This is a genomic window from Clostridium amazonense (assembly GCF_056431285.1).
The window spans coordinates 43,114-65,733 of the sequence record NZ_JBWKMH010000023.1; the positions used below are offsets into that span (position 1 = coordinate 43,114).

Sequence of the window (22,620 nt, forward strand, 5' to 3'; positions counted from 1 at the left end):
GCTATTATAGTATTTATAAATCATGTAGTATATAATTCAAATAAAGTTTTGAATAATGTAAGTAGATATTTTTAATTTTTATCCTATAATTATCTAAAAAATGAAATAAATTTGAATAATGTTAATTTTTGTTATATAATTACAAAGAAAAGTTTAAAATTTAGGTGGTGATGTTATGGAAAAAGCATTAAATACTAAGAAATGGGGAATCGGGAGTTTGACAGTGCCATTTTCCTTATTTGCTATTTTATTTTCATTTAGTAGCATAGGTGGTAAAGAAATAGGACGATATTTTTTCGAATTTATAGGAATACCATTTCCTCATGTTATTATATCAACAATTTTTTTAATTGCTGCAGTAATTTTAGGATTTAAACATAAAGATGATTACCTAGCTAAAGGTGGAAGCATTTTGGCTTTATTTATGTTAGTAATGGAGAGTATATGTATAATAGGAACTTCATTAGCTAATTGTGGTATTATCTAAATAGGAATTAAAATGGTAGTATAAGTTATGCTACCATTTTAATTTTTGTAAAAATAATAATTTAATAAAAGGAAATATACGATGAATGATATAAAGATTACGGAAGAGATGTGCAAAAATGCTTTAAATAAATTGAAAAGAAAAAATCCTTATGGCTGGGATTTAAATATTTATAGGGGATGTCAGCATGGCTGTAAATACTGTTTTGCTATGTATTCACATAAATACATGAATTCATCAGAATTTTTTAATGATATTCATATAAAAACTAATATAGTAGATGAGCTTGAAAAGGAACTTAAAAGTAATAGTTGGAAGAGAGAGATTATAAATATTGGAGGTGTAACAGATAGTTATCAACCAATTGAAAACAAATATAAAATTATGCCAGAAATATTAAAATTACTTATAAAATATAAAACACCTGCTATAATTTCTACTAAATCAAAACTTATTTTAAGAGATTATGATTTAATAGATGAATTATCAAGGTTAACTTATGTTAATGTGGCAGAAACAATAACCACTATGGATGAAAATATTAGAAAAAAGATAGAGCCATTTGGTGCTAAAAGCTTAGAAAGGTTTGAAGTTTTACAAGAATTTAGAAAGACTAATGTAAGTACTGGATTACATGTTATGCCCATAATTCCATATATAACAGATAAGTATGAGAATTTTGATGAGATGTTTAAAATTGCAAGTGAATGCAAAGTGGACTATGTACTTCCAGGAACACTGTATTTAAGAGGGAATACAAGAGTATTGTTTTTTAATTTTATAAAAGAAGAGTTTTCTGAATTATATGATGATTTTGGGGCGTTATATAAAAATGGAGGAGCTAATAAAGAATACAAAAATGACTTGTATTTAATGATAAATGAGTTAAGGGATAAATATAATCTTTCAAGTAGCTATACAAAACCAATGAAAGAAAAATTAAATCAATCAGAAAATGTTCAATTATCAATATTCGATTATATATAAATTAAGAGTTTAAAATAGTGTAATTGGGGTTTCGATTTTTTACAATATTATAGGGAAACAAGCTCGAATTTAAAACTATTTTTTAAGTTGTAAATATATTGCTTTCAAAAGAAATACTTACTATAAAATGATTCCGAGCTAGTCTCACTCTTAAGGGTATCCAAGTTTTGGAACTAATAATTATGAAGATGAACTTGGAACCCTATATTGTAATATGTCAATTTAGAAAATCTAGATTTAAATTCTTAATTGAAATATGAATAATTTTAATTTATATTCTTATAAAAATTTGGGGGATGGAGAAATGAATAATGATTTTAAAATATACGTGGAAAATACAAAAAAACCGTGGAATGAATTGTTCTATAAAATGCTTTGGGAGCAGTTACCTAAAATAGAGAATTGCAAGGTGCTTGATTTTGGAAGTGGGCTTGGAATTACTTCAAATTATTTAGCAATTAATAATGATGTAATGGCAATTGAACCGGATATGGATATGGTAAAGACACGATTGTGTGAGAATAATTATAACCAAATTATTGGTGGTATAGAAAAACTTACAAACCAATCTGATAATTATTTTGATGTTATATTATGTCATAATGTTTTTGAGTATGCAAAAGAAAGAGAAGATATATTTAAAGAATTTTATAGGATACTTAAACCAAATGGATTAATATCTATTGTAAAACATAATCATAATGGACGTATAATGCAAAAGGCAATTTTTGAAAATAATATAGATGAGGCGATTTCAATATTTAATGGTGAAGAAGCTAATGCTGCTTATTTTGGAAATATAAATTATTATAATGTAAATGACATAAAAAATTGGTGTTCTGACATGGATATTAACGTTGAAAAAACATTTGGAATTAGGACGTTTTTTGGATTAGGTCAAAATAATGAAATAAAGTATGAAGAGAGTTGGAAAGAAAAAATGTTTCAACTGGAAATGAAAGTTTCAGAAATAGAGGATTATAAAAATATAGCATTTTATAATCATATTTTATTAAGAAAGGGTATCTAATTTAAAATCGCTATATAGTTTATTAGATAAATCACGATGTTATTTAATAGAGGTGGTAGATATGATAGATAAAATTGGAAATAATTTTCAAGTTAATAAAATAAGTGATAATTTTAATAAAATAAATAATACTGAAAATGATTCTAAAGTTGATTTAAGTAAGGAATATAAAGATATTATAGAGATAAGTTCAGAGGCGAGTAGTTATGCACAAGATAAGAATAATTGGGTAAGCAATGGAACTGGTGGACTTACTCCAGTTTTAAAAGGCATGGTTAAAGTAGGACGAGGTGATTTTAATAAAATACAATCAGCGGCTTTAACGCCTCCATTATCTAATAATGTAATGGAGTTAGGAAAAGATGAGAGATGTAGGTGGATTGTAATAGATGGTGTTAGATATGAAACACCATTAGCAGAAAATGAAAAACCTAAAAAACAAAAAACACTTATAGAATTACTAAATGAAAGTAGTAAGAAAATCGATGAAATAAAAGAAAAAGAAAAATCATATGAAAAAGTAGAAGTAATGAATTTAGGTGAAAGTAAAGTAATAACATATGGTGAGTTACCGGAAGAAGCTAAGGCAATGTTATTAAACATATTAGGTAATAATGTATTAGAATAGATAAAAGCTAATTTGAAAAATAAAAAGTATAATATAAAAAGAAGATGGATAGAAATTCTAATATTACTAGTCATCTTTTTTTGTATTGCTAAATTAAAGGGATTTAGTTAGTTATGTAGAAATAATAAATAATTCGCAAAATTCAGTAGACGAAGGAGAAGAATTATGCCTAATTATATTGAAGATTTAAGAAAAATAATAGGAACAAGACCTATAATAATGTGTGGAGCAAATGTAATTATATTAGATAAAAATAATAGAATATTATTACATAATAGAATTGACAATGATATGTGGGGATTGCCTGGTGGTGCAATGGAACTTAAAGAATCATTAGAAGATACAGCTATACGAGAAGTAAAAGAAGAAGTTGGACTCTTATGCAAAGGGCTAAATATTTTCAATATTTATTCTGGTAAGAAGCTTTATTATAAATATCCAGATGGAAATGAAGTATATAATGTAACAGCTACATATATATGTAAAGATTTTGAGGGGGAAATTGTAGTTGATAAAAGTGAAGGAAAGGATGCGAGGTTTTTTGAAATAGATAATATACCTAAAAAAATAAGTCCACCTATAAGATGTATAATAGATGATTTTATAAAACATTATAAAAATATAATTATTTAATCATATTAGTACAAAAAGGAGGATAGGTTATGAACTATTTTTATGCTGCGTTAACAGTATTTTTTATAGTATATGTATTGACACCTATTTTAATAAAGCTTGCAAATAAAATTGATTTTTTAGATAAACCAACAAAAAGAAAAAAACAAGAAAAAGCAGTTCCTTTATTAGGAGGTGTTGGATTTTATATAGCTTTCTTTTGTGGGTGTTTTATATTTATAAGACCATTAGAAAAGGAAGTAATACATATTTTAATAGCATCATTGTTGATTTTTGGAATTGGAATAATTGATGATTGGTATAAAACCAAGGGTAAAGAATTTGGCGTTTTACCTAGGTTAATAATTCAAATTGTAGCAGCTATTATTATATATTATGGGGGAATTGCATTTAAAGGATATACAGACCCATTTAGAAATGAATACAGTATGCTTCCTAAAGAAATAAGCTTTATTTTGACTATTACTTGGATTTTAGGAGTAACAACTGTTATAAATTGGTCAGATGGAGTAGATGGACTTGCGGGAACATTATCATCTATTGCAGGTACAACATTATTTATAGTTGCACTTGCAAAAAATCAGACTGATTCTGCAATGATGTCTATACTATTAGTTGGATCATTAATTGGATTTTTAAAATATAATAAATATCCAGCCAAGATTTATATGGGTGATTCAGGAGCTAATTTTACAGGGTTTATATTAGCAATAATTGCTCTTGATGGTGCATTCAAACAAGCTACAGTAATATCAATTGGCATACCTATTTTAGTTTTAGGTGTTCCTATATTTGATAATATATATGTAGTTATAAAAAGAGCTTTGAAGGGCAAACCTATTTATGCAGCAGATGCAAGTCAGATTCACCATAGATTATTAGCAACTGGATTAAAGCCAAAGCAAGTTGTTGTATTTATATCATTAATAAGCATATGTTTAAGTTTGTCTTCAATTATTTTATTGCTACTTAAGTTATAAAATAATTGTTAGAAAGGGAAGAAAATATGAGTAATTATGTATCAGAATTAAGAAAGTTAGTTGGACATAGACCACTTATTTTAGTGGGAGCTACTACAATTATTATAAATGATGAGAATAAAATATTATTGCAAAAACGTAAAACTACAGCATATGGAAGATGGGGATTACCAGGAGGACTCATGGAATTAGGTGAATCTATAGAAGACACAGCTAGAAGAGAAGTATTTGAAGAAACAGGGTTAAAAGTTGGAAAGTTAAATCTTATAGATGTGTTTTCAGGACCAGGAAATTTTATAAAAATTGCCAATGGTGATGAATTTCATTCAGTTACTGTTGCATATTATACAAAAGAAGTAAAAGGAATTTTAAATATTGATGAAAGTGAATCATTAGGATTTAATTATTTTCATATTAGCGAATTACCAGATAATGTTGTAAAAAGTCATAGAAAGATGATAAATAAATTTTTAGAATTACATATATAATTTAAATTAATAAAAAGAATGCTATATAAATAAGGTAAAATGTATTTATACAGCATTCTTTTTATTTAACTAATCTTTAATATCATTATTAGAATTACACATTGTTTTAAAATATATAAATTCTATGGGAATATATGTGTTTTTCAGTATATCTGAAAAACACCCTTTTTTAGGCAACTACTTAACATTATTTGCAAAATAGAACTTGAAAACCTGTAGTAATTTATTAATTAAAAGTACTTTTTTGCCCAATTTTCTATTTCTTTTATTGTTGAAGTTAATTCTTTGCCCATGGTTGTTAAAGAATATTCTACTCTAGGTGGATTTTCAAAATAATCAGTTCGTACAATAAGATTGTCATCTTCAAGCTCTTTTAATTTTTCAGTTAAAACTTTATGACTTACGCCATTAGTTATACGTTGAAGTTCTAAAAATCTTTGAGGACCATCATACATATGGCATAACAAAACAGCTTTCCATTTTCCACGAATTAAGTCCATTGCTAAATCCAATAAACATACATAAGTTTTTCCTTTATTAGTGACCATAAATTGCACCTACCTTGTAAACAGATCATAAATTATAGATTTATTATAGTATTAATCTTTATAGTACAACAATATTCACATACGAAAAAGCAATACTAAAAGTTTTAAAGCCAGTTACTAAAAAGTGCATAATTGTTATGAAAGATTTTAAAGAATATACTATGTTCATAAAAGAAAATAGCATTAAGTTAACATAAAAATTAGATAAACTTTGGAGGTATTTTATGAAATCACTTTTTGATAAAACAAAATTACTAGATATGGAAATGAAAAATAGATTTATAAGAGGGGCATTATGGGAAGCATTGGCATCTAATGATGGTCATTTGACAAAGGAATTATCAGATGTATATGAAGAATTAGCTAAAGGAGGAGTAGGAACTATAATTACAGGATATGCATTTGTAACAAAGGGTGAACAACCTAATGAAGGAATGATGGGAATATATGATGATTCTTTTATAGAAGAATATAAATGCTTTACAGATAAGATACATTCCTATGGTGCTAATATCATAATGCAAATAGTTTACGGTGGTTTTATGACAAATTATAATGTGGGAAAAAGAACTATATGGGGACCATCTACTATGCAAAATGAAGTTACTAAAACTTTAGCAAAGGAGATGACAAAAGATGAAATAAAATACTTAGTGGATGCTTATGCAGAAGCAGCAAATAGAGTGAAAAGGTCAGGCTTTGATGGAGTAGAAATTCATAGTGGTCATGGATATTTACTAAGCCAATTCTTATCACCATATTATAATAAAAGAACTGATGAATATGGTGGTTGTATTGAAAATAGAGGAAGAATTATATTTGAAATATATGAGGCTATAAGAAAAAAAGTGGGAAAAGATTTTCCGATACTTATAAAGTTAAATTCTTCAGATTATGTAAAAGAAGGTGGTTTAACTAAAGAAGATAGCTTGTTTGTAGCTACAAAACTTTCAGAAATGGGTATAGATGCCATAGAAGTTACAGGTGGAAATGAATCTATTAAAGAAGTTGTAGATAATAATCTAGGGGCGGCAAGAACTAAAGTAGTTACTTCTAAAGAGAGGGAATCCTATTTTAAAGACTATGCTACTGAACTTGCGGAAAAAGTAAATGTACCAGTAATATTAGTCGGTGGGAATAGACACTTTGAAGTGATGGAAGAATTATTAAATGAAACTAAAATAGAATATTTTACATTATCAAGACCACTAACAGCAGAACCTGACTTAATAAATAAATGGAAAAACACAGATAATAAAAAGAAACCTAAATGTGTATCTTGTAATATGTGTTATAACACCCCAGGAAAAAGATGCATTATGAATATAAAAAGATAAAAATTAACGCAGATGGATAGAAGTTTTAATATTACTAGCCATCTTTTTGTTTAGCATAGATGTGTAGAAGATAATATATTATAAGTATCATACCATTTTAATGCTATTTTAAAATCTGTAAATCTCATAGAAAAATTCTTTTTTATATCTGATAATAAATTAATTTTATATTAAGTAATTGTAAAATATAGGAAAAACTATTGAATGATACAAGTAAATTTTTTACAATAAATACAAGCTACAGTTACAATATGTGTCTAAAGTTGTAGCTATAATTATTGGAGAGGTAATTAAAATGAATAAAGCCTATTATAAAAGTTTAGATTTTTTTATGATGAGAAATCCAATTTTATCTTTTGAAAATTATAAAGATATATTTTGTGCTGATATATCAAGAGAAGAATTTATAGAAAAATTAATTTCAATTTCTAAAGATCCTATAATTCATGAAGCAATTCTTATTTCAAGCACATCATTAAATGAGGCTATAGATAGATTAAATAGTGAGAAAAATATAGCTAAGAAAGAACAAATAATAAGTTCAATTTTAAAATATTTTATAAGAATGACATCAAGAACAACTCCATATGGATTATTTTCAGGGGTAACTACAGGAACTTTTGGAGATAGGACAAGTCTTAAAATAAATAATGTAATATTTCATAAAAAGAGAGCAAGACCAGATATGGAGTGGCTTTATGGAATAATGAAGATCATAGAACAAAATCAAAGTATTCTTCGTAAATTGAAACTTAAATCAAATACACTTTGTTTAGATAATGGAATAAGATTGGACATGCCTTATATAAGTAATTATGGACAAATAAAAAAAGATTTAGAAGAAAGTAGTCTTAGTGCATCTATAAGATTTACATCTCCTGTTAAACTAGTTATGAATGAAGCAAAGGAATTAATACCATTTGAAAAGCTATTTAAAAAAATTTTAGAAGCCAATCCTGGAATAAATGAAAACATTGTAGAAAACTTTATTAATCAGTTATTAGAAAATGAATATTTAATAACTGATATAAGAACACCACTTATAAACAAAGATCCCTTAAGTTACGTAATAGAAAAAATTAAAAATATTGAACAAGCTAGTGAAATATACAATAAACTTTTAAACATAAAAACATTAATAGATAATTACAATAAGCTACCTATTGGAAAAGGAATAAATGAATATAAAGATTTAACTAAGTTAATGAAAGAAATATTTGAATGTGATAATTACTTACAAGTAGATTTAGCTATAGATAAAGAAAATATAGTTTTATGTGAAAAAATTAAAGAAGAAATAATTGATACTATAGAATTTTTAATAAGTATGTCTACTTTAAATGGAGAACAAGAATATATAAAATCTTATAAAGAAGAATTTATGGAGTTTTATGGAATGGATAGAGAAGTTCCAGTATTAGAACTTCTTGATGAAGATAAAGGATTAGGTGCTCCAGCTACTTATACAACACCGTTTAGTTCAAAGCAAGTACAAAAGACAAGAAAACTTCAAGAAGATGAGAAATTTTATAAATTTATTATTAGAGAAGTAGAAAGGTGTATTTTAAAAGGAGATAAAGAAGTTGTACTTAAAAAAGAAAATTTAAAGCTTATGGGTGGCAGAAATATAGAAGACATAAAATTTCATGAAATGCCTAAGTCAATAGACTATTATACATTTTTAAGTGCTAAAAATTATGAGGAGCTTAATAGTGGAAATTTTAGAATGTCTATAAGTCCTAATCCAGGTATTGCTGGAGCAGGAAGAACTTTTGGTAGGTTTATTGATATATTAGGTGATGATATACATGAAAATATGAAAATAATAAATGAAGAAGAAAAAAAATTATTAGGAAATGACTATGTTATAGCAGAAATTGTTGAGTTACCTCAAAGCGGAAGAGTTTCTAATGTAACATTAAACTGGAATACTAAAGATTATGAGATGGTCATAGCTGATAATTACAGCGAAAATAAAAAGAAATTAGAAATAAAAGATTTATATATAGGTATAGATGGAATTACTAATAAATTTTATATAAGGAGCAAGAGCTTAAACAAACGAATTATAGCAGCATCAAGTCATATGTTAAATATTATGTCAGGTAGTAATATTTACAGATTTCTTAGAGAAATATCTCAGTACGACACTATAGAAGTTTTTCAAAGAATATATGAAAATGGACTAGAAAATTTTAGTTATATACCAAGGATTGTATATAATAGAACAATTATTATGCCAGCAACTTGGAGGATATCTTTAGATGGATTAGGCATTACTAAAACAAGTTCACTAGAAAAATTCAAAATTATTATAGAGAATTGGCGAAAAGAGTATAATGTTCCTAGTTATGTATATGAAAAGGATAGTGATAATAGATTGCTTTTAAATTTAAATAATCCACTTCATGTAGAGGAATTATTTAATATATTAAAAGCTAGGGGAAATGCTTATGTAATTTTAAATGAAGTTGAAGTAGATATAGATAATCTTTTATTAAAAGGTGAGAATGGAGGATATTTTTCTGAGTTTGTATTTCCACTTATTTTAAATAAAGAAAAATATATTGAAAATAAATCAAGTAAAGAAGATGTATTAACTACAAAATATGATTATGTTAAAAATCATGCTAAATTAAATACATTAAATGATAAAAGACAAGTATTTATAGGTGATGAATGGATATATCTTAAACTTTATGGCAATTACAAGAGAATAGATGAATTTTTAGGATTTGAACTTTTAGATTTTTGCAATAGTTTAAAAGAAGAAAATTTAATAGATAAGTTTTTCTTTTTAAGATATGCAGATCCTCAAAGTCATATAAGACTTAGATTAAAGTGTAAAAAAGTAGATGAAGATTTTATAAATATATTGAACAAGTGGTTTAAACATTTAAGGGACGAGGGACTTTTAACTAAAGTAGTTTTTGATACTTACTTTAAAGAAGTTGAAAGATATGGTGGAGAAGAACTTATAGAACTAGCAGAAGATGTTTTTTATAAAGATAGTTTACTAATTCTAAATTTAATTAACTTGCTTAGAGTAGGAAAATTAGATATGGATATAGTTCATATAGCTATGGTTAACATTGTTAATATATTAGAAGGCTTAGGGCTAGATTATGAATTACAAAAGCAAGTATTTGAAAATAGATTTGATCAAAGTAAGTATAGAGATATATTTAAAAAAGATAGAAAAAAATTTATGTCTTTAATTAATTCACAAAATAACTGGGAAAGCTTAAGAAAAATAGAAAATGGAGAAACTTTATATAATTTATTTGAAATAAATAGAGAAGCATTAGAAAATTTTAAAACAAAATTAGAAGAGTTAGACAGTAAAAAACAACTTTGGAACTCAAAGGATAGTATTTTATTTAGTTTAACACATATGCACTGTAATAGACTTATAGGAAACAATATGATAGAAGAAGAAATCATGCATCTTATAAGACATTCGTTACATGCAATAGAATATTTAAGAAAGAAAAATAGTGGAGATTAGAAATAATGGATAATGAATATGAAAAAATTTCGATAAAAGAAATATTTTCTTCTTTCAAGTGTTGGCCTCAAGTTTTTAAGTTTATAAAAAGTATAGACAATAAATATTTAGTTATAATATTTTTTTTAAGTATAGTGCAAGGATTTTTACCTAGTATTACTATAGTTGCTACTCAAAATTTAATTAATGAAATTCAGTTTAAAATGACTCAAAAACAGAAGGGTTTAGTAGCTACATTTTTATTCTTTATTGGTATAAATTTTTTAGCATCTATAATTGGACAAGTAAAAGGATACTTAGAGTCTGTATTTAGGTTAAAGCTTTCTTATAAAACTAGTGTAATAGTTTTAGAAAAATCAACTACTTTAGAACTTGAACATTTTGAAAATTCAGATATATATGACATGATAAGGAGAGCACAAGGGGAAAATGGTGATAGACTTTATGAAGTATTTTCTAAAATGTTAGAGTTGCTTGCTCAAATTATAACACTAGTTTCAACAGCAGCACTTTTAATAATGTGGAAATGGTGGATTGTAATAATAATATTAATAGTTCCTATATTATCGTCTATATACTCAATTAAAATAGGAAATTTGCAATACAAGATTCAAAAAGAAAGAGCTCAAGATTCCAGAAAATCATGGTATTTGACCTATTTATTGACTAATGACATTTCATTTAAGGAAATAAAATTATATAGTTTATCATCTTATTTTTTAGATAAATTTAAATTTATAAATAAAATATTTATAAAACAAGATAAAAATATATTAAATAGAAGAACAAAAATGAATTTTATATTTGAAGTATTAGATCAAGTTATTGGGGCGTTCGTTATGTTTCTAATAATAAGAGCAGGATACGTAGGAGAGATTCTTATAGGAAATGTAATTGCTTATATAAGGTGTATATCTAATGTTCAAAGCAATACATCAGCACTATTATGGAGCTTAGTAAGTTTATATCAAAATAATCTTTATATAAATATGTTTTTTGAATTTATAAATTTAGAGGTTAAACATAAGAAAATTTATGAAGGAAGAAAAATTGAAAAAATAGAGAATATAGAGCTTATAAATGTAAGTTACAAGTATGAAAAAAGAAGTAGTTATGCTATAAAAAATATAAATTTGAAATTAGATAAAGATAGCAAAATAGCTTTAGTCGGTCATAATGGTTCAGGAAAAACAACATTAATTAAAATAATATGTGGTTTTTATGATAATTATGAAGGTGATATTTTAATTAATGGTATAAATTTAAAAGAACTAGACTTAGAAAGCTATAGAAGAAAAATGGGAATAGTATTTCAAGATTATAGTAGGTATGAATTATCATTAAGAGAAAATATAGCATCTGGAGATATAGAGAAAATAAATGAGGATTTAAAAATAGTGAATGCTATAGAAAATTCAGATGGCAGTGATATCTTAGAAAATGTATCAGAAGGATTAGATAGCCAATTAGGAGTATGGTTTGATGATGGTGTTCAACTTTCAGGAGGACAATGGCAAAAACTTGCACTAAGTAGAGCTTTTTTTAGGGATTCGGATATCTATATATTGGACGAGCCTAGTTCAGCGTTAGATCCTATATCTGAATACAATATGCTTTGTAAATGTTGTGAGCTTATAAAAGATAAGATGGGAATATTTATAACTCACAGGCTTTTTAGTATTAAAAGAATGGCAGCAGAAATAGTAGTATTAAAAAATGGAGAAATAGTAGAAAATGGAACTCATGAAAAGCTTATGAATAAAGATGGATATTATGCTTACTTATATAACATGCAAAATTTAGATGAAAGCATTTCAAACTTATAAATGATATCTAAAAAAGATATAAAATATTTTTATGAAAGGAGGTGAGGTAATGCCAAATTACAAAGATTTTGATTTAGATTTGACAAATAAGAAAGTTATAACTAATGAGATTAAGGACAAAACAATACAAGCTAATATAGCTAGGACATATGGACCAGTAAAGAGTTGTCAATATATATGTAGACTTTCAGAGAATATTGAAGATTGTCAATAGAATTGTAAGTTGAAATTTATACTAAAACAGAAAAAATAAATCTGGGAATTTATATTATCCAAAGCATAATAAGAGAGAAAGAAACTGTAGTATATTTTTATAAATAAAAAGCAAAATTAGTACAGTTCCTTTCTCAGTATGCATTTGTAATTTTATATAAAATAAATTTAGTTATGTATGATTACAAATACATATTGAATTTATAAATAAATTTATAATAACTAAAAGTGCTATTTAGGAGATGATAAAAATGGAAATATGTGAATCTAAGAAAAAAGAAATATTAAAATGTTTTGATAAATTTATAAATGTATGTAAAAGTCCTGAAGAATTTCAGAAACGAGTAAAGTTAGTTTTTAAAGCAAGAAATGATGAGATGTTTTTAGAATATGTTGGACCGCTTTTAATCTTAGGTGAGTTTTATGAAATACTTCCTAAAAATGAAAATTGGGATGATATTATATATGAATATATGATGAGGATAAAAGATGGTGTGGAAAAGTATTTACCTAATATATCAATATCACTATTTAATGGGCTAAGTGACATTGGATATAGCATCTATAGTGTATACAAGAAAACAGGATATTATGGCAAATTTTTAAATACATTAAATAGTTATATAGTAGAAGAATTAAATAATTTATTAGATATAGCTGAGAATAATGTAGGAAATATGTATTCAACAGACTATGATACTATTTATGGTTTTGCAGGAATTGGTGGATATCTTTTAATGTTTAAAGAAGATGAAAATATTCTAAATGCTTTAAAAAGAATTATAAAATTATTTGTAAATATGACTATGAATATAGAAGTCAAAGGTTATAAGGTACCAGGATGGTATATTCCAGCAGAAAAATTATTTGATGATAAAAGTAAAGAGCAATATAAAAATGGCAATTTTAATGAGGCGTTATCTCATGGAATATGTGGTCCATTAGTATTTATGTCATTATCATTAAATGAAGGAATAGAGATTGAAGGACAAAAAGAAGCTATTAAAAATATTATAGATGAATTATTAAGGTTTAGCCATAAAGATGAATTTGAAAATATATATTGGACTGGAATAATAAGCTTTGATGATTATATAACAGGTGAAGAAAATGAAATTAATACAAATAGACAAAGTTGGTGTTATGGAACAATCGGCATTGCTAGATCACTTTATATAGCAGGAAATGCAATTAAAAATCAGGATATTTTAAAGTTTTCAAATGAAATTTTAGAAGGAATATCAGAAATGAACATAGATTCATGGATGCTACAATGTTCACATATTTGTCATGGATATGGTGGAGCATTAGCTATAATGGAGGCTATGAATAAGGATAATAAAAATAAAAAATATGAAAGTTGCATTGAAAAGTTAACTGATATCATTATAGATTCCTTTGATAATAATTCATTATTTGGTTTTTATAATTACACTATAGAAAGAGATAAACCTTTTAATGAAGAAAATCTACAATTAACTTATCAAGATGATCATACTTTTCTTGAAGGTTCATTAGGTACGGTCTTAGCATTAATGACATATTTAGAACCTAATAGAGATTATTGGATGAGACATATAATGATTAAATAGTTTATAAAAATAATTAAGATAAAAATTAATTCAAATTTTGCTTTGATACTCAAAATTATAAATATTGTTTGAATTTTATAAGTTAATAAGAATAAAGAGAAAAATTAGTTAGTATAATCTACTAGAAGGGAGGAGATACAATGCCTAAATATAACGATTTTAACTTAGATATTCAAGCAGATAATAAAAATTGTCATACTACAAAATTAACTATTGAAGTGAAACACAAAGAAAATAAAGGTGGTAATATGGCAACATGGAGCACTCACTGCTATTAAAAAATAATTAAATTATTTAATTGCAATTCTATGTAAATTTTAAAATGACTTTGAAATTATTTATCATAAAAGTTAAATGTTATAACTAATTTGATTTACTCAAAATGTAGCTATTAAACATGAGAAATAAACCTAATTATTAAATTTATTTCACGATACTTTTAAACCAAGTAATGTATAAAGTCATGACAATATTTATGTAGAGTTGCAATTTTTTATTATATTATAAAATCCATGAAAGGAGGTGAAACAATGCCAAATTACAAGGATTTCGATTTAGATATACAAAATAATAAAGGAAGTTCAAAAACTTCTTTAGGTAAAGAGTTATCAAATACAGGAAATTATTATGATCCATTAAGTGAATGTCGTTGTAAGCCTAAAACTTACATAAAGAGATTAAAAACTTGCAATGTAAAGGAATGTATGTATTAATTTAAAATTTAATTTTAATAAAGGGGGATAACGTAAATGCCAAATTATAAAGATTTCGATTTAGACTTAAGAAACAATACAGTTAAAGGTAATAATTCCAAAAATGAAAATATACAAGGAAAGAAAAAAACAGATGGATGTTACACATATGGAAATAGAAGCTGTCCAAACACTATGTGTGCATATTAAAAATAAAAAAATCATAAATAAAAAAATATAGATATTTAATTATAACCTTATAGATCATTTAAAGTTGACTTTAAAAATGACTGATATAAAAATTAAATTAGAATAATGTTATTCAAAGAAATTGTTTTTCAACTGATAAAGAAATTAATTTAATTTTGAGTTTTGAATTCTAGGATATATCAATGGTCAATTTAAATAGTTATATAGGGTTATAATTTTAAAAATATAAAATTTAAGGAGTGAATTAAATGCCAAATTATAAGGATTTTGATTTAGATATACAAAATAGTAAGTTAGGTGTAGATAATAGTAGAAAAGTATTACCACCAACATTTAGTTATGAATATGACAAATTAAGTGAATGCCGCTGTAGACCTAAAACACGAAGTTGTGCAACTTACTGTAATGGAAGCTGTAATCAGCATACTGATTGTGCATTATAAGTTGTTTAAAGTTAGAAGGAGTGAATTGAATGCCAAATTATAAAGATTTTGATTTAGACATAAGGAATTCTAAAAATGGAATAAATATGTATGGACCATCAGCAGTTATTGTTCCTGCAACAGATGGTGGTGGTAAAAAAACTGCTAATGGAAGTGTTTGTAATCCTAATAGTTGTCAAACTCGTTGTATAAAACCAGCAGATTAAATTTGAATATAAAAATAAATAAATACAAAAAGGAGTGAAGATAAATGCCGAATTATAAAGATTTTGATTTAGATATAAGAAATGTTAGATTTCAAGGTAGAATAGATGATAGACCAGGAAGGACAAGCATAGAGGTAAAGGAACAAAGTATATGTATAGCTTGCAAACCTAAAACTGGAGGAAGTGGAAGTGGCGGTGGATCTAAAACACATGAAGATTCAGCGTGGTAGTTGGTTAATACAGTTATTTTAAAAGACAATAGTAATTTTGAATATAGAATAGAAAAAATAAAGAAATAGAAGGAGTAGAATATAAATGCCAAATTATAAAGAATTTGACTTAGATATAAGAAATGAAAAAAACAATTTAAAAACAATGAATAGCAAGAAAAAAAGTCAAGGTGGATCTTGTGGATTTGAATGTCGTAAAACTTATGAAGATGGAAGTTGTGTTCATGATGTATGTATGACTACTGGACTTTAAAATAATATAATTAATCAGTTATTGATGATATTAGGTTAAACACTGATTATAAATTAGAAGTGTAAATAATAAATAGATATATAAATTTATTGAATAATCTATATTAGTAATATAGATAAGGTCTGATAATATAAGAGGAGGTATTTAGATGCCAAATTATAAGGATTTCGATTTAGATATACAAAATAATAAGTCAAGTGTAAACAGTATTAAAACAACAACATTGCCACCAACATTTAGTTATGACTATGATCAATATAGTGAGTGCCGTTGCAAGCCTAAAACTCATGAAGATGGAAGTTGTGGCAATAGCTGTTTTACATCAGCTAAGTGTGATTGGGCATAAGACATTGATTAGAGTATTAAGAAAACAGTAGTTAATTAAGTAGAGTTTTAGATTAATATAAAAACTAAAATAGAAAGTTCTCCTATAAAACAAGATTTTATAGGAGAATTTTTTCTTGTTATATAATAATTTAAATTTAGTTATTTAAATTGATATAAATGAATGTAAAATCTAGAGCATATGTGATTAAATAGATAATGTAAAATAGCAAATTAGGAACAATGTAACCTTAATTTTATTGTTAAAATATAATTACCACGTGGGGATAGGTTGGTGATGATATGAATTATAATACAGTTGTATTAGAGAGTATTGAATATATTGAAAAAAATATAAAGTTTGATTTAACGCCAGATATGATAGCTAGAAAATGTGGATATTCAACATTTCATTTTTGCAGAATTTTTAATATTCACAAGGGAATCACATTAATGGAGTATGTTAAAAAAAGAAGACTTTCACTAGCAGCAATAGATTTATTTAGTGGAAAAAGAATAATTGATATTGCTATGGATTATGGATTTGACACACATAATGGATTTTCAAAAGCATTTAAGAAAGAGTATGGCTTTACGCCTACTCAATATTTAAAACGTATGAATGGATATTTTAAAGAAGAATCAACTATAAAAATTGGAGGTTATATTATGAATCCTATTATTTTAAAAAAGGCTGCATTTAAGGTGGTTGGATATGGAATAAAAACTAATGTTACTAATGGAAATTATACTAAAGATGTGGCATCATTTTGGGATAATTATGATGGAGAAAATTTAGAAAGCAAAATGTATAAAATTTTGAATCCACCTAAACATGGAGAAGTAGGATTGTGCATTCCATCAAATAAGGAAAATGGGGATGCAACCTATCTTTTAGGTGTCATTGTTGAAAATTTTAAAAATGTTACAGATGATATGATAACAGTAGAAGTACCAGAAGCAACTTATGCTGTATTTACAACTCCACCAGTAGACACAAGTGATGATTTGGAGCAAGAAAATTTTGCTGAAATTATAAAACAAACTTGGAAATATATATTTGAAGAGTGGTTTAAAGATAGCGGATATGAGCTTGATGAAAGTAAAATGGATTTTGAGTTTTATGATGAAAGATGTCATGGAAGAAAGGACACTGTAATGGAAATATATGTGCCTGTGATAAAAAAATAAAATAATATATTTAAAAAAGCACTTTAAAAGTGCTTTTTTTATCTTACAACATTAGAAAATGAAGTGTATAATTAAGATATTTAAAATTAGAATGTAGCAATTAAAGAAAATTCATATAAAGGATGTAAAATTTAAAGATAAAAATGTTTAATCTAAAACGAGGAGAAAGAAAAATATGATAAATAGACAATTCAATCAATTTCCAGTATTGGATAGTGAAAGATTAACTTTAAGAAAAATAGAATTTGAAGATGAAATTCAGTTATATAAATTATTAAGTGATGAAGATGTAGCAAGATTTGATTATTTTTATCCTGTTAAATCCCATGAACAAGTAATTAAATTTATTGAAAGATATAATGAAGAGTTATATGAAAATGAAGAAATTACATGGGGAATAATATTAAAAGAAAATAATAAGTTAATTGGTATATGTTGTTTAGGGGATTTTGAAGAAGGTGCTAGAAGAAGTGAAGTTGGATACAGTATCATTCAAGATTATTGGGGAAATGGTTATGCAACTGAAGCTGTTAAAACATTAATTAAATTTGGATTTAACTACATGAATTTAAATAGAATTGAGGCAATTATAACACCAGGAAATGATGCTTCAGTTAGAGTATTAGAAAAATTAAACTTCACAAAAGAAGGATTAGTAAGAGAAAGAGACTTAATAAAAGGGAAGTTAGAAGATGGAATAATAATGTCTATATTAAAAAGAGAATATTTATAAAATATAGGTATAGTAAGTAAAAAACTCATGGGGAAGGGGATTTTATGTTAAATAATAATAAAATAGAAAGCTTTGAAAACAATATATTATATAAAGGTCATTTAGAAAACGAAAAGTACAACAAAACAACTATTTTTGATAGAATGAAATATTACAGAACTTCAGCACTAAGTATAGCTTTTATTAAAGATTATAAATTAGAATTTTCAAAAGCATATGGTACTAAAAAAAGAAATAGTGATGAGAAAATAGATGAAAATACTTTATTTCAAGCAGCATCTATAAGTAAGGCAGTTTTTTCAGTTGCAGTTATGAGGTTAGTTGAAAGAAAAGTTTTAAGTTTAGATGAAGATGTAAATAATTACTTAACTTCATGGAAAGTACCTAAAAATGGTAATTGGCAACCTAAGATAACATTAAGACAAATTTTAACTCACACAGCTGGAACAACAGTACAAGGATTTGAAGGATATAATTTAAATGATGAAATCCCAACAACTATACAAGTATTAAATGGAGAATATCCAGCAAATTCAGAAGCTGTAATAGTAGATACTATACCAGGATTAAGTCATAGATATTCAGGAGGAGGATTCACTATTGCACAACAAGTGTTAGTAGATGTTTTAAAAAAGCCTTTTCCAATTATTATGAAACAATTAGTTTTAGATGATTTGAATATGAATAATAGTACTTATGAACAACCAATATCTGTAGACTATATAAATAATATATCATGTGGTTATGGATATACTGGTGAGGAAGTTGAAGGTATGTATTATGTATATCCTGAAATGGCAGCAGCAGGACTTTGGACAACACCTTCTGATTTATGTAAATTAGGGTTAGAAATACAAAATATTTTAAATGGCAAGAAAGATGGCATATTAAAACTTGAATCAGTAAATGAAATGTTAAGAAAACATTGTGATATAGAGGGGAAAATAGTTAGAGGAATTGGATTTGCTTTAGTTGAAGATGAAAATAGAAAAAATTCAAAATTTTTACATAGTGGAGAAAACTATGGATTTGAAAGTGAATTTGTGTTTTATAATGAAGGTGGAAATGGCTTTGTGATTATGATTAATTCAAATCAGGAAAAATTATTACAAGAAGTATCAGAAACACTAGAAAAAGTATATGAACTGGAAGGTAGTAGCAAAGAGCAAATTGAAATAGAAAATAGAAGTATAGATAATTATAGTGGTCAATACATCAATAAACAAAAAACTAAAATATATGTAAAAGATGAATTAGAAAAACTATATATTCAGGTTGAAAATCAAGAAGCCATAGAGTTTAAAAGAAAAACTAAAAATACTTTTATATCAGAAGAAGTTAATACGAAAGTAGAACTTAACATTGATAAAGGTGGAGAAAAATATATAATTTTACAGCAAAACGAAGAAGAAAATAAATATGAAAAGATAGATTAAAAAGTTTATTAATATTTTAAATTTTTAAAATACATTGACAAATAAATTTTAATCTGTATTATAATATATAAATGCAATGAAAAGGAAAGTAATTTTAAGAATACTTTTACAGAGAGCTTTTAGTGGTGAGAAGAAGCAAAGGATATTAAAATGAAAATGGCCTTGGAGCGGTGCACCGAAATTTTTTATGAATTAAGGCTGCAACGGGTTCACCCGTTATAGTGATAGAGTATAATCATTAATATAATTAATGACGTACTTGAGAAGGTGTATACTGTGAAGTATACATAAAATAGGATGGTAACACGAAGGTTAACTCTCGTTCCTAAGATTAATTTCTTAGGTCGGGAGTTTTTTTATTTGCAAAATTAAAGGAGGAATAAATATGAATATTTTTATTGGAGGAGCATGGCCTTATGCTAATGGATCGCTACACATAGGTCATATAGCAGCATTATTACCAGGAGATGTGATTGCACGCTATTATAGATTAAAGAAAGATAATGTTTTATATGTTTCAGGTAGTGATTGTCATGGAACACCTATATCTATTAGAGCTAAGAAAGAGGGAGTAGAAGCTAAAGATATTGCAAATAAATATCATAGTGAGTTTAAAAAGTGCTTTGAAAAACTAAATTTTTCTTATGATTATTACACAAGAACAGACGATGAATTTCATAAAACTGAAGTACAAAAAATAATTAATTTATTGTATGAAAAAGGATTAATTTATGAAAAGGAAGTTGAGCAAATTTATTGTGAGAATTGTAAAGAATTTTTGCCAGACAGATATGTAGAAGGAAAATGTCCAAAGTGTAGTTCTATAGCAAGAGGGGATCAGTGTGATAATTGTGGAGCATTATTAGAACCACTTGAATTATCAGAAAGAAAATGTAAACTTTGTGGAGAACAACCAACAATAAGGAAAAATAAACAGTTATATTTTGCATTATCAAAGTTTGAAAATATTATAAGAAATAACATGGAGAAATCAAAAGAGTATTGGAAAGTTAATAGTGTAAACAATACAGAAAGATATTTAAAAGAAGGATTATGTGATAGGGCAATATCAAGAGACTTATCATTAGGAGTGGATATTCCAATTAAAGGATTTGAAAACAAGAAGGTGTATGTTTGGATAGATGCTGTTTTAGGATACTTAACTGCTAGCAAGAAATGGTCTATAGAAAATAATAAACAATATAAAGAGTTTTGGAATGAAAAGACCATTTCATATTATATTCATGGAAAAGATAATATACCATTTCATACTATAATATTGCCAGCATTAATAAGTGGAATTGGATATAGAAAATTACCAGAGAGAATAATATCTAGTGAATATGTCACTTTAGAAGGTAAAAAAATATCTACAAGTAATAATTATGCAGTATGGATAACAGATATAGTAGAAAAATATAATAGTGATTCCTTAAGATACTTCTTTATAATAAATGGCCCAGAAAAAAGAGATACAGATTTTTCATGGAGAGAATACGTTAATAGTAATAATGGAGAGTTACTAGGTGCTTATGGAAATTTAGTAAATAGAACATTGGTGTTTATAAAAAAATACTTTGATAATATTGTACCAAATGGAACTATAGATGAAAATATAAAAGGTAATATTAAAGATTTATATGAGAATATTGGAAAAAATATTGAGTTTGGAAACTTAAAAAATGCACTTGAAGATATATTTAATTTTATAAGAAATATGAATAAATATTTTGATGAAAATCAGCCATGGAAAACTATACAATTAGATATAAATAAATGTAAGAATACCATATATAATTTGATATATACAATAGTTAATTTAGCTAATTTATTGATACCATTTTTACCAAAATCATCATATAAAATTATGAATTGGTTAGGAATAGAGAATAATACTTGGAATAGTATTGAAATTCAAAATGGTATTTTAATAGGAGATTTTGAAATATTGTTTGAAAGACTCGATAAAAAAGTAATAGATGATGAGAAAAATAAATTATTTAAATAAAAATATAAAGGAGCAATACATTAAAATTTGCTCCTTTTAATAGTTTAAATTTAATATGCTCTACCAGTTACTTCATAAACATCTACTTTTATATAATCTAATTTATTTATAGCACATTCATCAAAGTAACAATTGTTAGTGCCATATTTTTCTTTGAATTTATTTAATATATAAGTTTTTTCAGAAGAGTTTTTGATAATGGTAGCATTACCGTTGGCAACAATAGAGTTATAAACTTCGTTACAACATTTCTTATAGCATTTATTTATAGAAACACATACAATTCCTGTATCTTTCATGTTATCCATTTTTTCACCATTATTTCCACTTATAAAATAGAAAGTTAATTTACTATTTTTATAATCAAATGCATACCACATTGGAACAATTTCAAGGTTATTTAAGCTCATTGTACCTAAATTACAAATCTTTTGAGATTTTAAAACACATAAAATTTTACTCATTGAAAGGGGTGTGTACTTACATATGTCCATATTACAATACTCTCCCACACAAAAAATTTAACCTAATATTTATTAAGTTATACTTTATTTTATGAAAAATGAAATATAATGTTTCTATTTGAATATTTTAAAACTTTATTTTTTCTTTATATTTTAAGCATTATTTCTAGAGA

At 25.7% G+C, this 22,620-nt stretch carries 26 protein-coding genes and 1 other annotated feature; of the genes, 24 read left to right on the forward strand and 2 right to left on the reverse strand.

Annotated elements, in window-relative coordinates; genetic code table 11:
* Nucleotides 1-175: 175 nt before the first annotated feature.
* The 7 genes from AC07E4_RS08425 to AC07E4_RS08455 all read left to right on the forward strand — a co-directional run bounded on the left by AC07E4_RS08425 (nt 176) and on the right by AC07E4_RS08455 (nt 5,233).
* Nucleotides 176-487 (forward strand): hypothetical protein, encoded by a 312-nt coding sequence (locus tag AC07E4_RS08425; protein WP_478216112.1) that lies wholly within the window; start codon nt 176-178, stop codon nt 485-487.
* 81 nt (nt 488-568) lie between these two features.
* Complete coding sequence (locus AC07E4_RS08430) at nt 569-1,474, forward strand: SPL family radical SAM protein (protein ID WP_478216113.1); 906 nt, start codon at nt 569-571, stop codon at nt 1,472-1,474.
* A gap of 304 nt (nt 1,475-1,778) precedes the next feature.
* The gene (locus AC07E4_RS08435) at nt 1,779-2,504 is read left to right on the forward strand and encodes a class I SAM-dependent methyltransferase (RefSeq protein WP_034440424.1); all 726 of its coding nucleotides are present in this window, start codon (nt 1,779-1,781) and stop codon (nt 2,502-2,504) included.
* Nucleotides 2,505-2,565: 61 nt separating this feature from the next.
* The gene (locus tag AC07E4_RS08440) at nt 2,566-3,132 is read left to right on the forward strand and encodes a hypothetical protein (RefSeq protein WP_034440421.1); all 567 of its coding nucleotides are present in this window, start codon (nt 2,566-2,568) and stop codon (nt 3,130-3,132) included.
* A gap of 165 nt (nt 3,133-3,297) precedes the next feature.
* A complete protein-coding gene (locus tag AC07E4_RS08445) occupies nt 3,298-3,765 on the forward strand; it encodes an NUDIX hydrolase (RefSeq protein WP_478216114.1) in 468 nt (155 codons plus the stop codon).
* 29 nt (nt 3,766-3,794) lie between these two features.
* A complete protein-coding gene (locus AC07E4_RS08450) occupies nt 3,795-4,745 on the forward strand; it encodes an MraY family glycosyltransferase (protein WP_478216115.1) in 951 nt (316 codons plus the stop codon).
* A gap of 26 nt (nt 4,746-4,771) precedes the next feature.
* Complete coding sequence (locus AC07E4_RS08455; protein ID WP_430828679.1) at nt 4,772-5,233, forward strand: NUDIX hydrolase; 462 nt, start codon at nt 4,772-4,774, stop codon at nt 5,231-5,233.
* Nucleotides 5,234-5,463: 230 nt separating this feature from the next.
* On the opposite strand, the gene AC07E4_RS08460 is transcribed toward AC07E4_RS08455, so the two are convergent.
* On the reverse strand, nt 5,464-5,781 hold the full coding sequence (locus tag AC07E4_RS08460) for a winged helix-turn-helix transcriptional regulator (protein WP_034440413.1): 318 nt from the start codon (nt 5,779-5,781) through the stop codon (nt 5,464-5,466).
* Between the two features lie 224 nt (nt 5,782-6,005).
* Here AC07E4_RS08460 and AC07E4_RS08465 point away from each other — a divergent pair, with 224 nt between their 5' ends.
* The 17 genes from AC07E4_RS08465 to metG all read left to right on the forward strand — a co-directional run bounded on the left by AC07E4_RS08465 (nt 6,006) and on the right by metG (nt 21,983).
* Nucleotides 6,006-7,118 carry an NADH:flavin oxidoreductase gene (locus AC07E4_RS08465; RefSeq protein WP_034440411.1) on the forward strand — a complete coding sequence of 371 codons (1,113 nt, stop codon included), beginning with the start codon at nt 6,006-6,008 and terminating at the stop codon, nt 7,116-7,118.
* Between the two features lie 295 nt (nt 7,119-7,413).
* On the forward strand, nt 7,414-10,626 hold the full coding sequence (locus AC07E4_RS08470) for a lantibiotic dehydratase (RefSeq protein ID WP_478216116.1): 3,213 nt from the start codon (nt 7,414-7,416) through the stop codon (nt 10,624-10,626).
* Between the two features lie 5 nt (nt 10,627-10,631).
* Nucleotides 10,632-12,452, forward strand: coding sequence for an ABC transporter ATP-binding protein (locus AC07E4_RS08475; RefSeq protein ID WP_430828683.1), 1,821 nt, complete (start codon nt 10,632-10,634; stop codon nt 12,450-12,452).
* 49 nt (nt 12,453-12,501) lie between these two features.
* A complete protein-coding gene (locus tag AC07E4_RS08480; protein ID WP_158644457.1) occupies nt 12,502-12,666 on the forward strand; it encodes a hypothetical protein in 165 nt (54 codons plus the stop codon).
* A gap of 250 nt (nt 12,667-12,916) precedes the next feature.
* Entirely contained in the window at nt 12,917-14,257 is a 1,341-nt protein-coding gene (locus AC07E4_RS08485; RefSeq protein ID WP_478216117.1) for a lanthionine synthetase C family protein, read from the forward strand.
* Between the two features lie 140 nt (nt 14,258-14,397).
* A complete protein-coding gene (locus tag AC07E4_RS08490) occupies nt 14,398-14,535 on the forward strand; it encodes a hypothetical protein (protein WP_430828685.1) in 138 nt (45 codons plus the stop codon).
* A gap of 252 nt (nt 14,536-14,787) precedes the next feature.
* A complete protein-coding gene (locus AC07E4_RS08495; protein ID WP_478216118.1) occupies nt 14,788-14,970 on the forward strand; it encodes a hypothetical protein in 183 nt (60 codons plus the stop codon).
* 36 nt (nt 14,971-15,006) lie between these two features.
* Entirely contained in the window at nt 15,007-15,159 is a 153-nt protein-coding gene (locus AC07E4_RS08500) for a hypothetical protein (RefSeq protein ID WP_158644455.1), read from the forward strand.
* Nucleotides 15,160-15,407: 248 nt separating this feature from the next.
* The gene (locus AC07E4_RS08505; protein WP_430828686.1) at nt 15,408-15,602 is read left to right on the forward strand and encodes a hypothetical protein; all 195 of its coding nucleotides are present in this window, start codon (nt 15,408-15,410) and stop codon (nt 15,600-15,602) included.
* Nucleotides 15,603-15,631: 29 nt separating this feature from the next.
* Nucleotides 15,632-15,808, forward strand: coding sequence for a hypothetical protein (locus AC07E4_RS08510; protein ID WP_430828688.1), 177 nt, complete (start codon nt 15,632-15,634; stop codon nt 15,806-15,808).
* Nucleotides 15,809-15,852: 44 nt separating this feature from the next.
* On the forward strand, nt 15,853-16,038 hold the full coding sequence (locus AC07E4_RS08515) for a hypothetical protein (RefSeq protein WP_034440392.1): 186 nt from the start codon (nt 15,853-15,855) through the stop codon (nt 16,036-16,038).
* 85 nt (nt 16,039-16,123) lie between these two features.
* On the forward strand, nt 16,124-16,291 hold the full coding sequence (locus AC07E4_RS08520) for a hypothetical protein (RefSeq protein WP_430828689.1): 168 nt from the start codon (nt 16,124-16,126) through the stop codon (nt 16,289-16,291).
* 148 nt (nt 16,292-16,439) lie between these two features.
* Nucleotides 16,440-16,637 carry a hypothetical protein gene (locus tag AC07E4_RS08525; protein ID WP_430828690.1) on the forward strand — a complete coding sequence of 66 codons (198 nt, stop codon included), beginning with the start codon at nt 16,440-16,442 and terminating at the stop codon, nt 16,635-16,637.
* Nucleotides 16,638-16,918: 281 nt separating this feature from the next.
* Nucleotides 16,919-17,806 carry an AraC family transcriptional regulator gene (locus AC07E4_RS08530; protein WP_478216119.1) on the forward strand — a complete coding sequence of 296 codons (888 nt, stop codon included), beginning with the start codon at nt 16,919-16,921 and terminating at the stop codon, nt 17,804-17,806.
* Nucleotides 17,807-17,981: 175 nt separating this feature from the next.
* Complete coding sequence (locus AC07E4_RS08535) at nt 17,982-18,539, forward strand: GNAT family N-acetyltransferase (RefSeq protein WP_478216120.1); 558 nt, start codon at nt 17,982-17,984, stop codon at nt 18,537-18,539.
* Between the two features lie 44 nt (nt 18,540-18,583).
* Complete coding sequence (locus AC07E4_RS08540; RefSeq protein ID WP_478216121.1) at nt 18,584-19,975, forward strand: serine hydrolase domain-containing protein; 1,392 nt, start codon at nt 18,584-18,586, stop codon at nt 19,973-19,975.
* Between the two features lie 67 nt (nt 19,976-20,042).
* Nucleotides 20,043-20,305: a binding site (T-box leader), on the forward strand.
* A 55-nt stretch (nt 20,306-20,360) separates the two neighbouring features.
* Complete coding sequence (metG, locus tag AC07E4_RS08545) at nt 20,361-21,983, forward strand: methionine--tRNA ligase (protein ID WP_478216122.1); 1,623 nt, start codon at nt 20,361-20,363, stop codon at nt 21,981-21,983.
* Nucleotides 21,984-22,033: 50 nt separating this feature from the next.
* Here metG and AC07E4_RS08550 read toward each other — a convergent pair whose 3' ends face one another.
* Nucleotides 22,034-22,477 carry a pyridoxamine 5'-phosphate oxidase family protein gene (locus tag AC07E4_RS08550; RefSeq protein ID WP_478216123.1) on the reverse strand — a complete coding sequence of 148 codons (444 nt, stop codon included), beginning with the start codon at nt 22,475-22,477 and terminating at the stop codon, nt 22,034-22,036.
* Nucleotides 22,478-22,620 lie beyond the last annotated feature (143 nt).

Excerpts from the sequence above, each read along its gene's own strand:
- AC07E4_RS08465 (WP_034440411.1), top strand. The coding sequence starts at position 6,006 with ATGAAATCACTTTTTGATAAAACAAAATTACTAGATATGGAAATGAAA.
- AC07E4_RS08490 (WP_430828685.1), top strand. The coding sequence starts at position 14,398 with ATGCCTAAATATAACGATTTTAACTTAGATATTCAAGCAGATAATAAA.
- AC07E4_RS08525 (WP_430828690.1), top strand. The coding sequence starts at position 16,440 with ATGCCAAATTATAAGGATTTCGATTTAGATATACAAAATAATAAGTCA.
- AC07E4_RS08460 (WP_034440413.1), bottom strand. The coding sequence starts at position 5,781 with ATGGTCACTAATAAAGGAAAAACTTATGTATGTTTATTGGATTTAGCA.
- AC07E4_RS08475 (WP_430828683.1), top strand. The coding sequence starts at position 10,632 with ATGGATAATGAATATGAAAAAATTTCGATAAAAGAAATATTTTCTTCT.
- AC07E4_RS08480 (WP_158644457.1), top strand. The coding sequence starts at position 12,502 with ATGCCAAATTACAAAGATTTTGATTTAGATTTGACAAATAAGAAAGTT.
- AC07E4_RS08445 (WP_478216114.1), top strand. The coding sequence starts at position 3,298 with ATGCCTAATTATATTGAAGATTTAAGAAAAATAATAGGAACAAGACCT.
- AC07E4_RS08450 (WP_478216115.1), top strand. The coding sequence starts at position 3,795 with ATGAACTATTTTTATGCTGCGTTAACAGTATTTTTTATAGTATATGTA.
- metG (WP_478216122.1), top strand. The coding sequence starts at position 20,361 with ATGAATATTTTTATTGGAGGAGCATGGCCTTATGCTAATGGATCGCTA.
- AC07E4_RS08550 (WP_478216123.1), bottom strand. The coding sequence starts at position 22,477 with ATGGACATATGTAAGTACACACCCCTTTCAATGAGTAAAATTTTATGT.
- AC07E4_RS08530 (WP_478216119.1), top strand. The coding sequence starts at position 16,919 with ATGAATTATAATACAGTTGTATTAGAGAGTATTGAATATATTGAAAAA.
- AC07E4_RS08495 (WP_478216118.1), top strand. The coding sequence starts at position 14,788 with ATGCCAAATTACAAGGATTTCGATTTAGATATACAAAATAATAAAGGA.
- AC07E4_RS08470 (WP_478216116.1), top strand. The coding sequence starts at position 7,414 with ATGAATAAAGCCTATTATAAAAGTTTAGATTTTTTTATGATGAGAAAT.
- AC07E4_RS08435 (WP_034440424.1), top strand. The coding sequence starts at position 1,779 with ATGAATAATGATTTTAAAATATACGTGGAAAATACAAAAAAACCGTGG.
- AC07E4_RS08440 (WP_034440421.1), top strand. The coding sequence starts at position 2,566 with ATGATAGATAAAATTGGAAATAATTTTCAAGTTAATAAAATAAGTGAT.
- AC07E4_RS08455 (WP_430828679.1), top strand. The coding sequence starts at position 4,772 with ATGAGTAATTATGTATCAGAATTAAGAAAGTTAGTTGGACATAGACCA.
- AC07E4_RS08510 (WP_430828688.1), top strand. The coding sequence starts at position 15,632 with ATGCCAAATTATAAAGATTTTGATTTAGACATAAGGAATTCTAAAAAT.
- AC07E4_RS08515 (WP_034440392.1), top strand. The coding sequence starts at position 15,853 with ATGCCGAATTATAAAGATTTTGATTTAGATATAAGAAATGTTAGATTT.
- AC07E4_RS08520 (WP_430828689.1), top strand. The coding sequence starts at position 16,124 with ATGCCAAATTATAAAGAATTTGACTTAGATATAAGAAATGAAAAAAAC.
- AC07E4_RS08535 (WP_478216120.1), top strand. The coding sequence starts at position 17,982 with ATGATAAATAGACAATTCAATCAATTTCCAGTATTGGATAGTGAAAGA.
- AC07E4_RS08430 (WP_478216113.1), top strand. The coding sequence starts at position 569 with ATGAATGATATAAAGATTACGGAAGAGATGTGCAAAAATGCTTTAAAT.
- AC07E4_RS08505 (WP_430828686.1), top strand. The coding sequence starts at position 15,408 with ATGCCAAATTATAAGGATTTTGATTTAGATATACAAAATAGTAAGTTA.
- AC07E4_RS08485 (WP_478216117.1), top strand. The coding sequence starts at position 12,917 with ATGGAAATATGTGAATCTAAGAAAAAAGAAATATTAAAATGTTTTGAT.
- AC07E4_RS08425 (WP_478216112.1), top strand. The coding sequence starts at position 176 with ATGGAAAAAGCATTAAATACTAAGAAATGGGGAATCGGGAGTTTGACA.
- AC07E4_RS08540 (WP_478216121.1), top strand. The coding sequence starts at position 18,584 with ATGTTAAATAATAATAAAATAGAAAGCTTTGAAAACAATATATTATAT.
- AC07E4_RS08500 (WP_158644455.1), top strand. The coding sequence starts at position 15,007 with ATGCCAAATTATAAAGATTTCGATTTAGACTTAAGAAACAATACAGTT.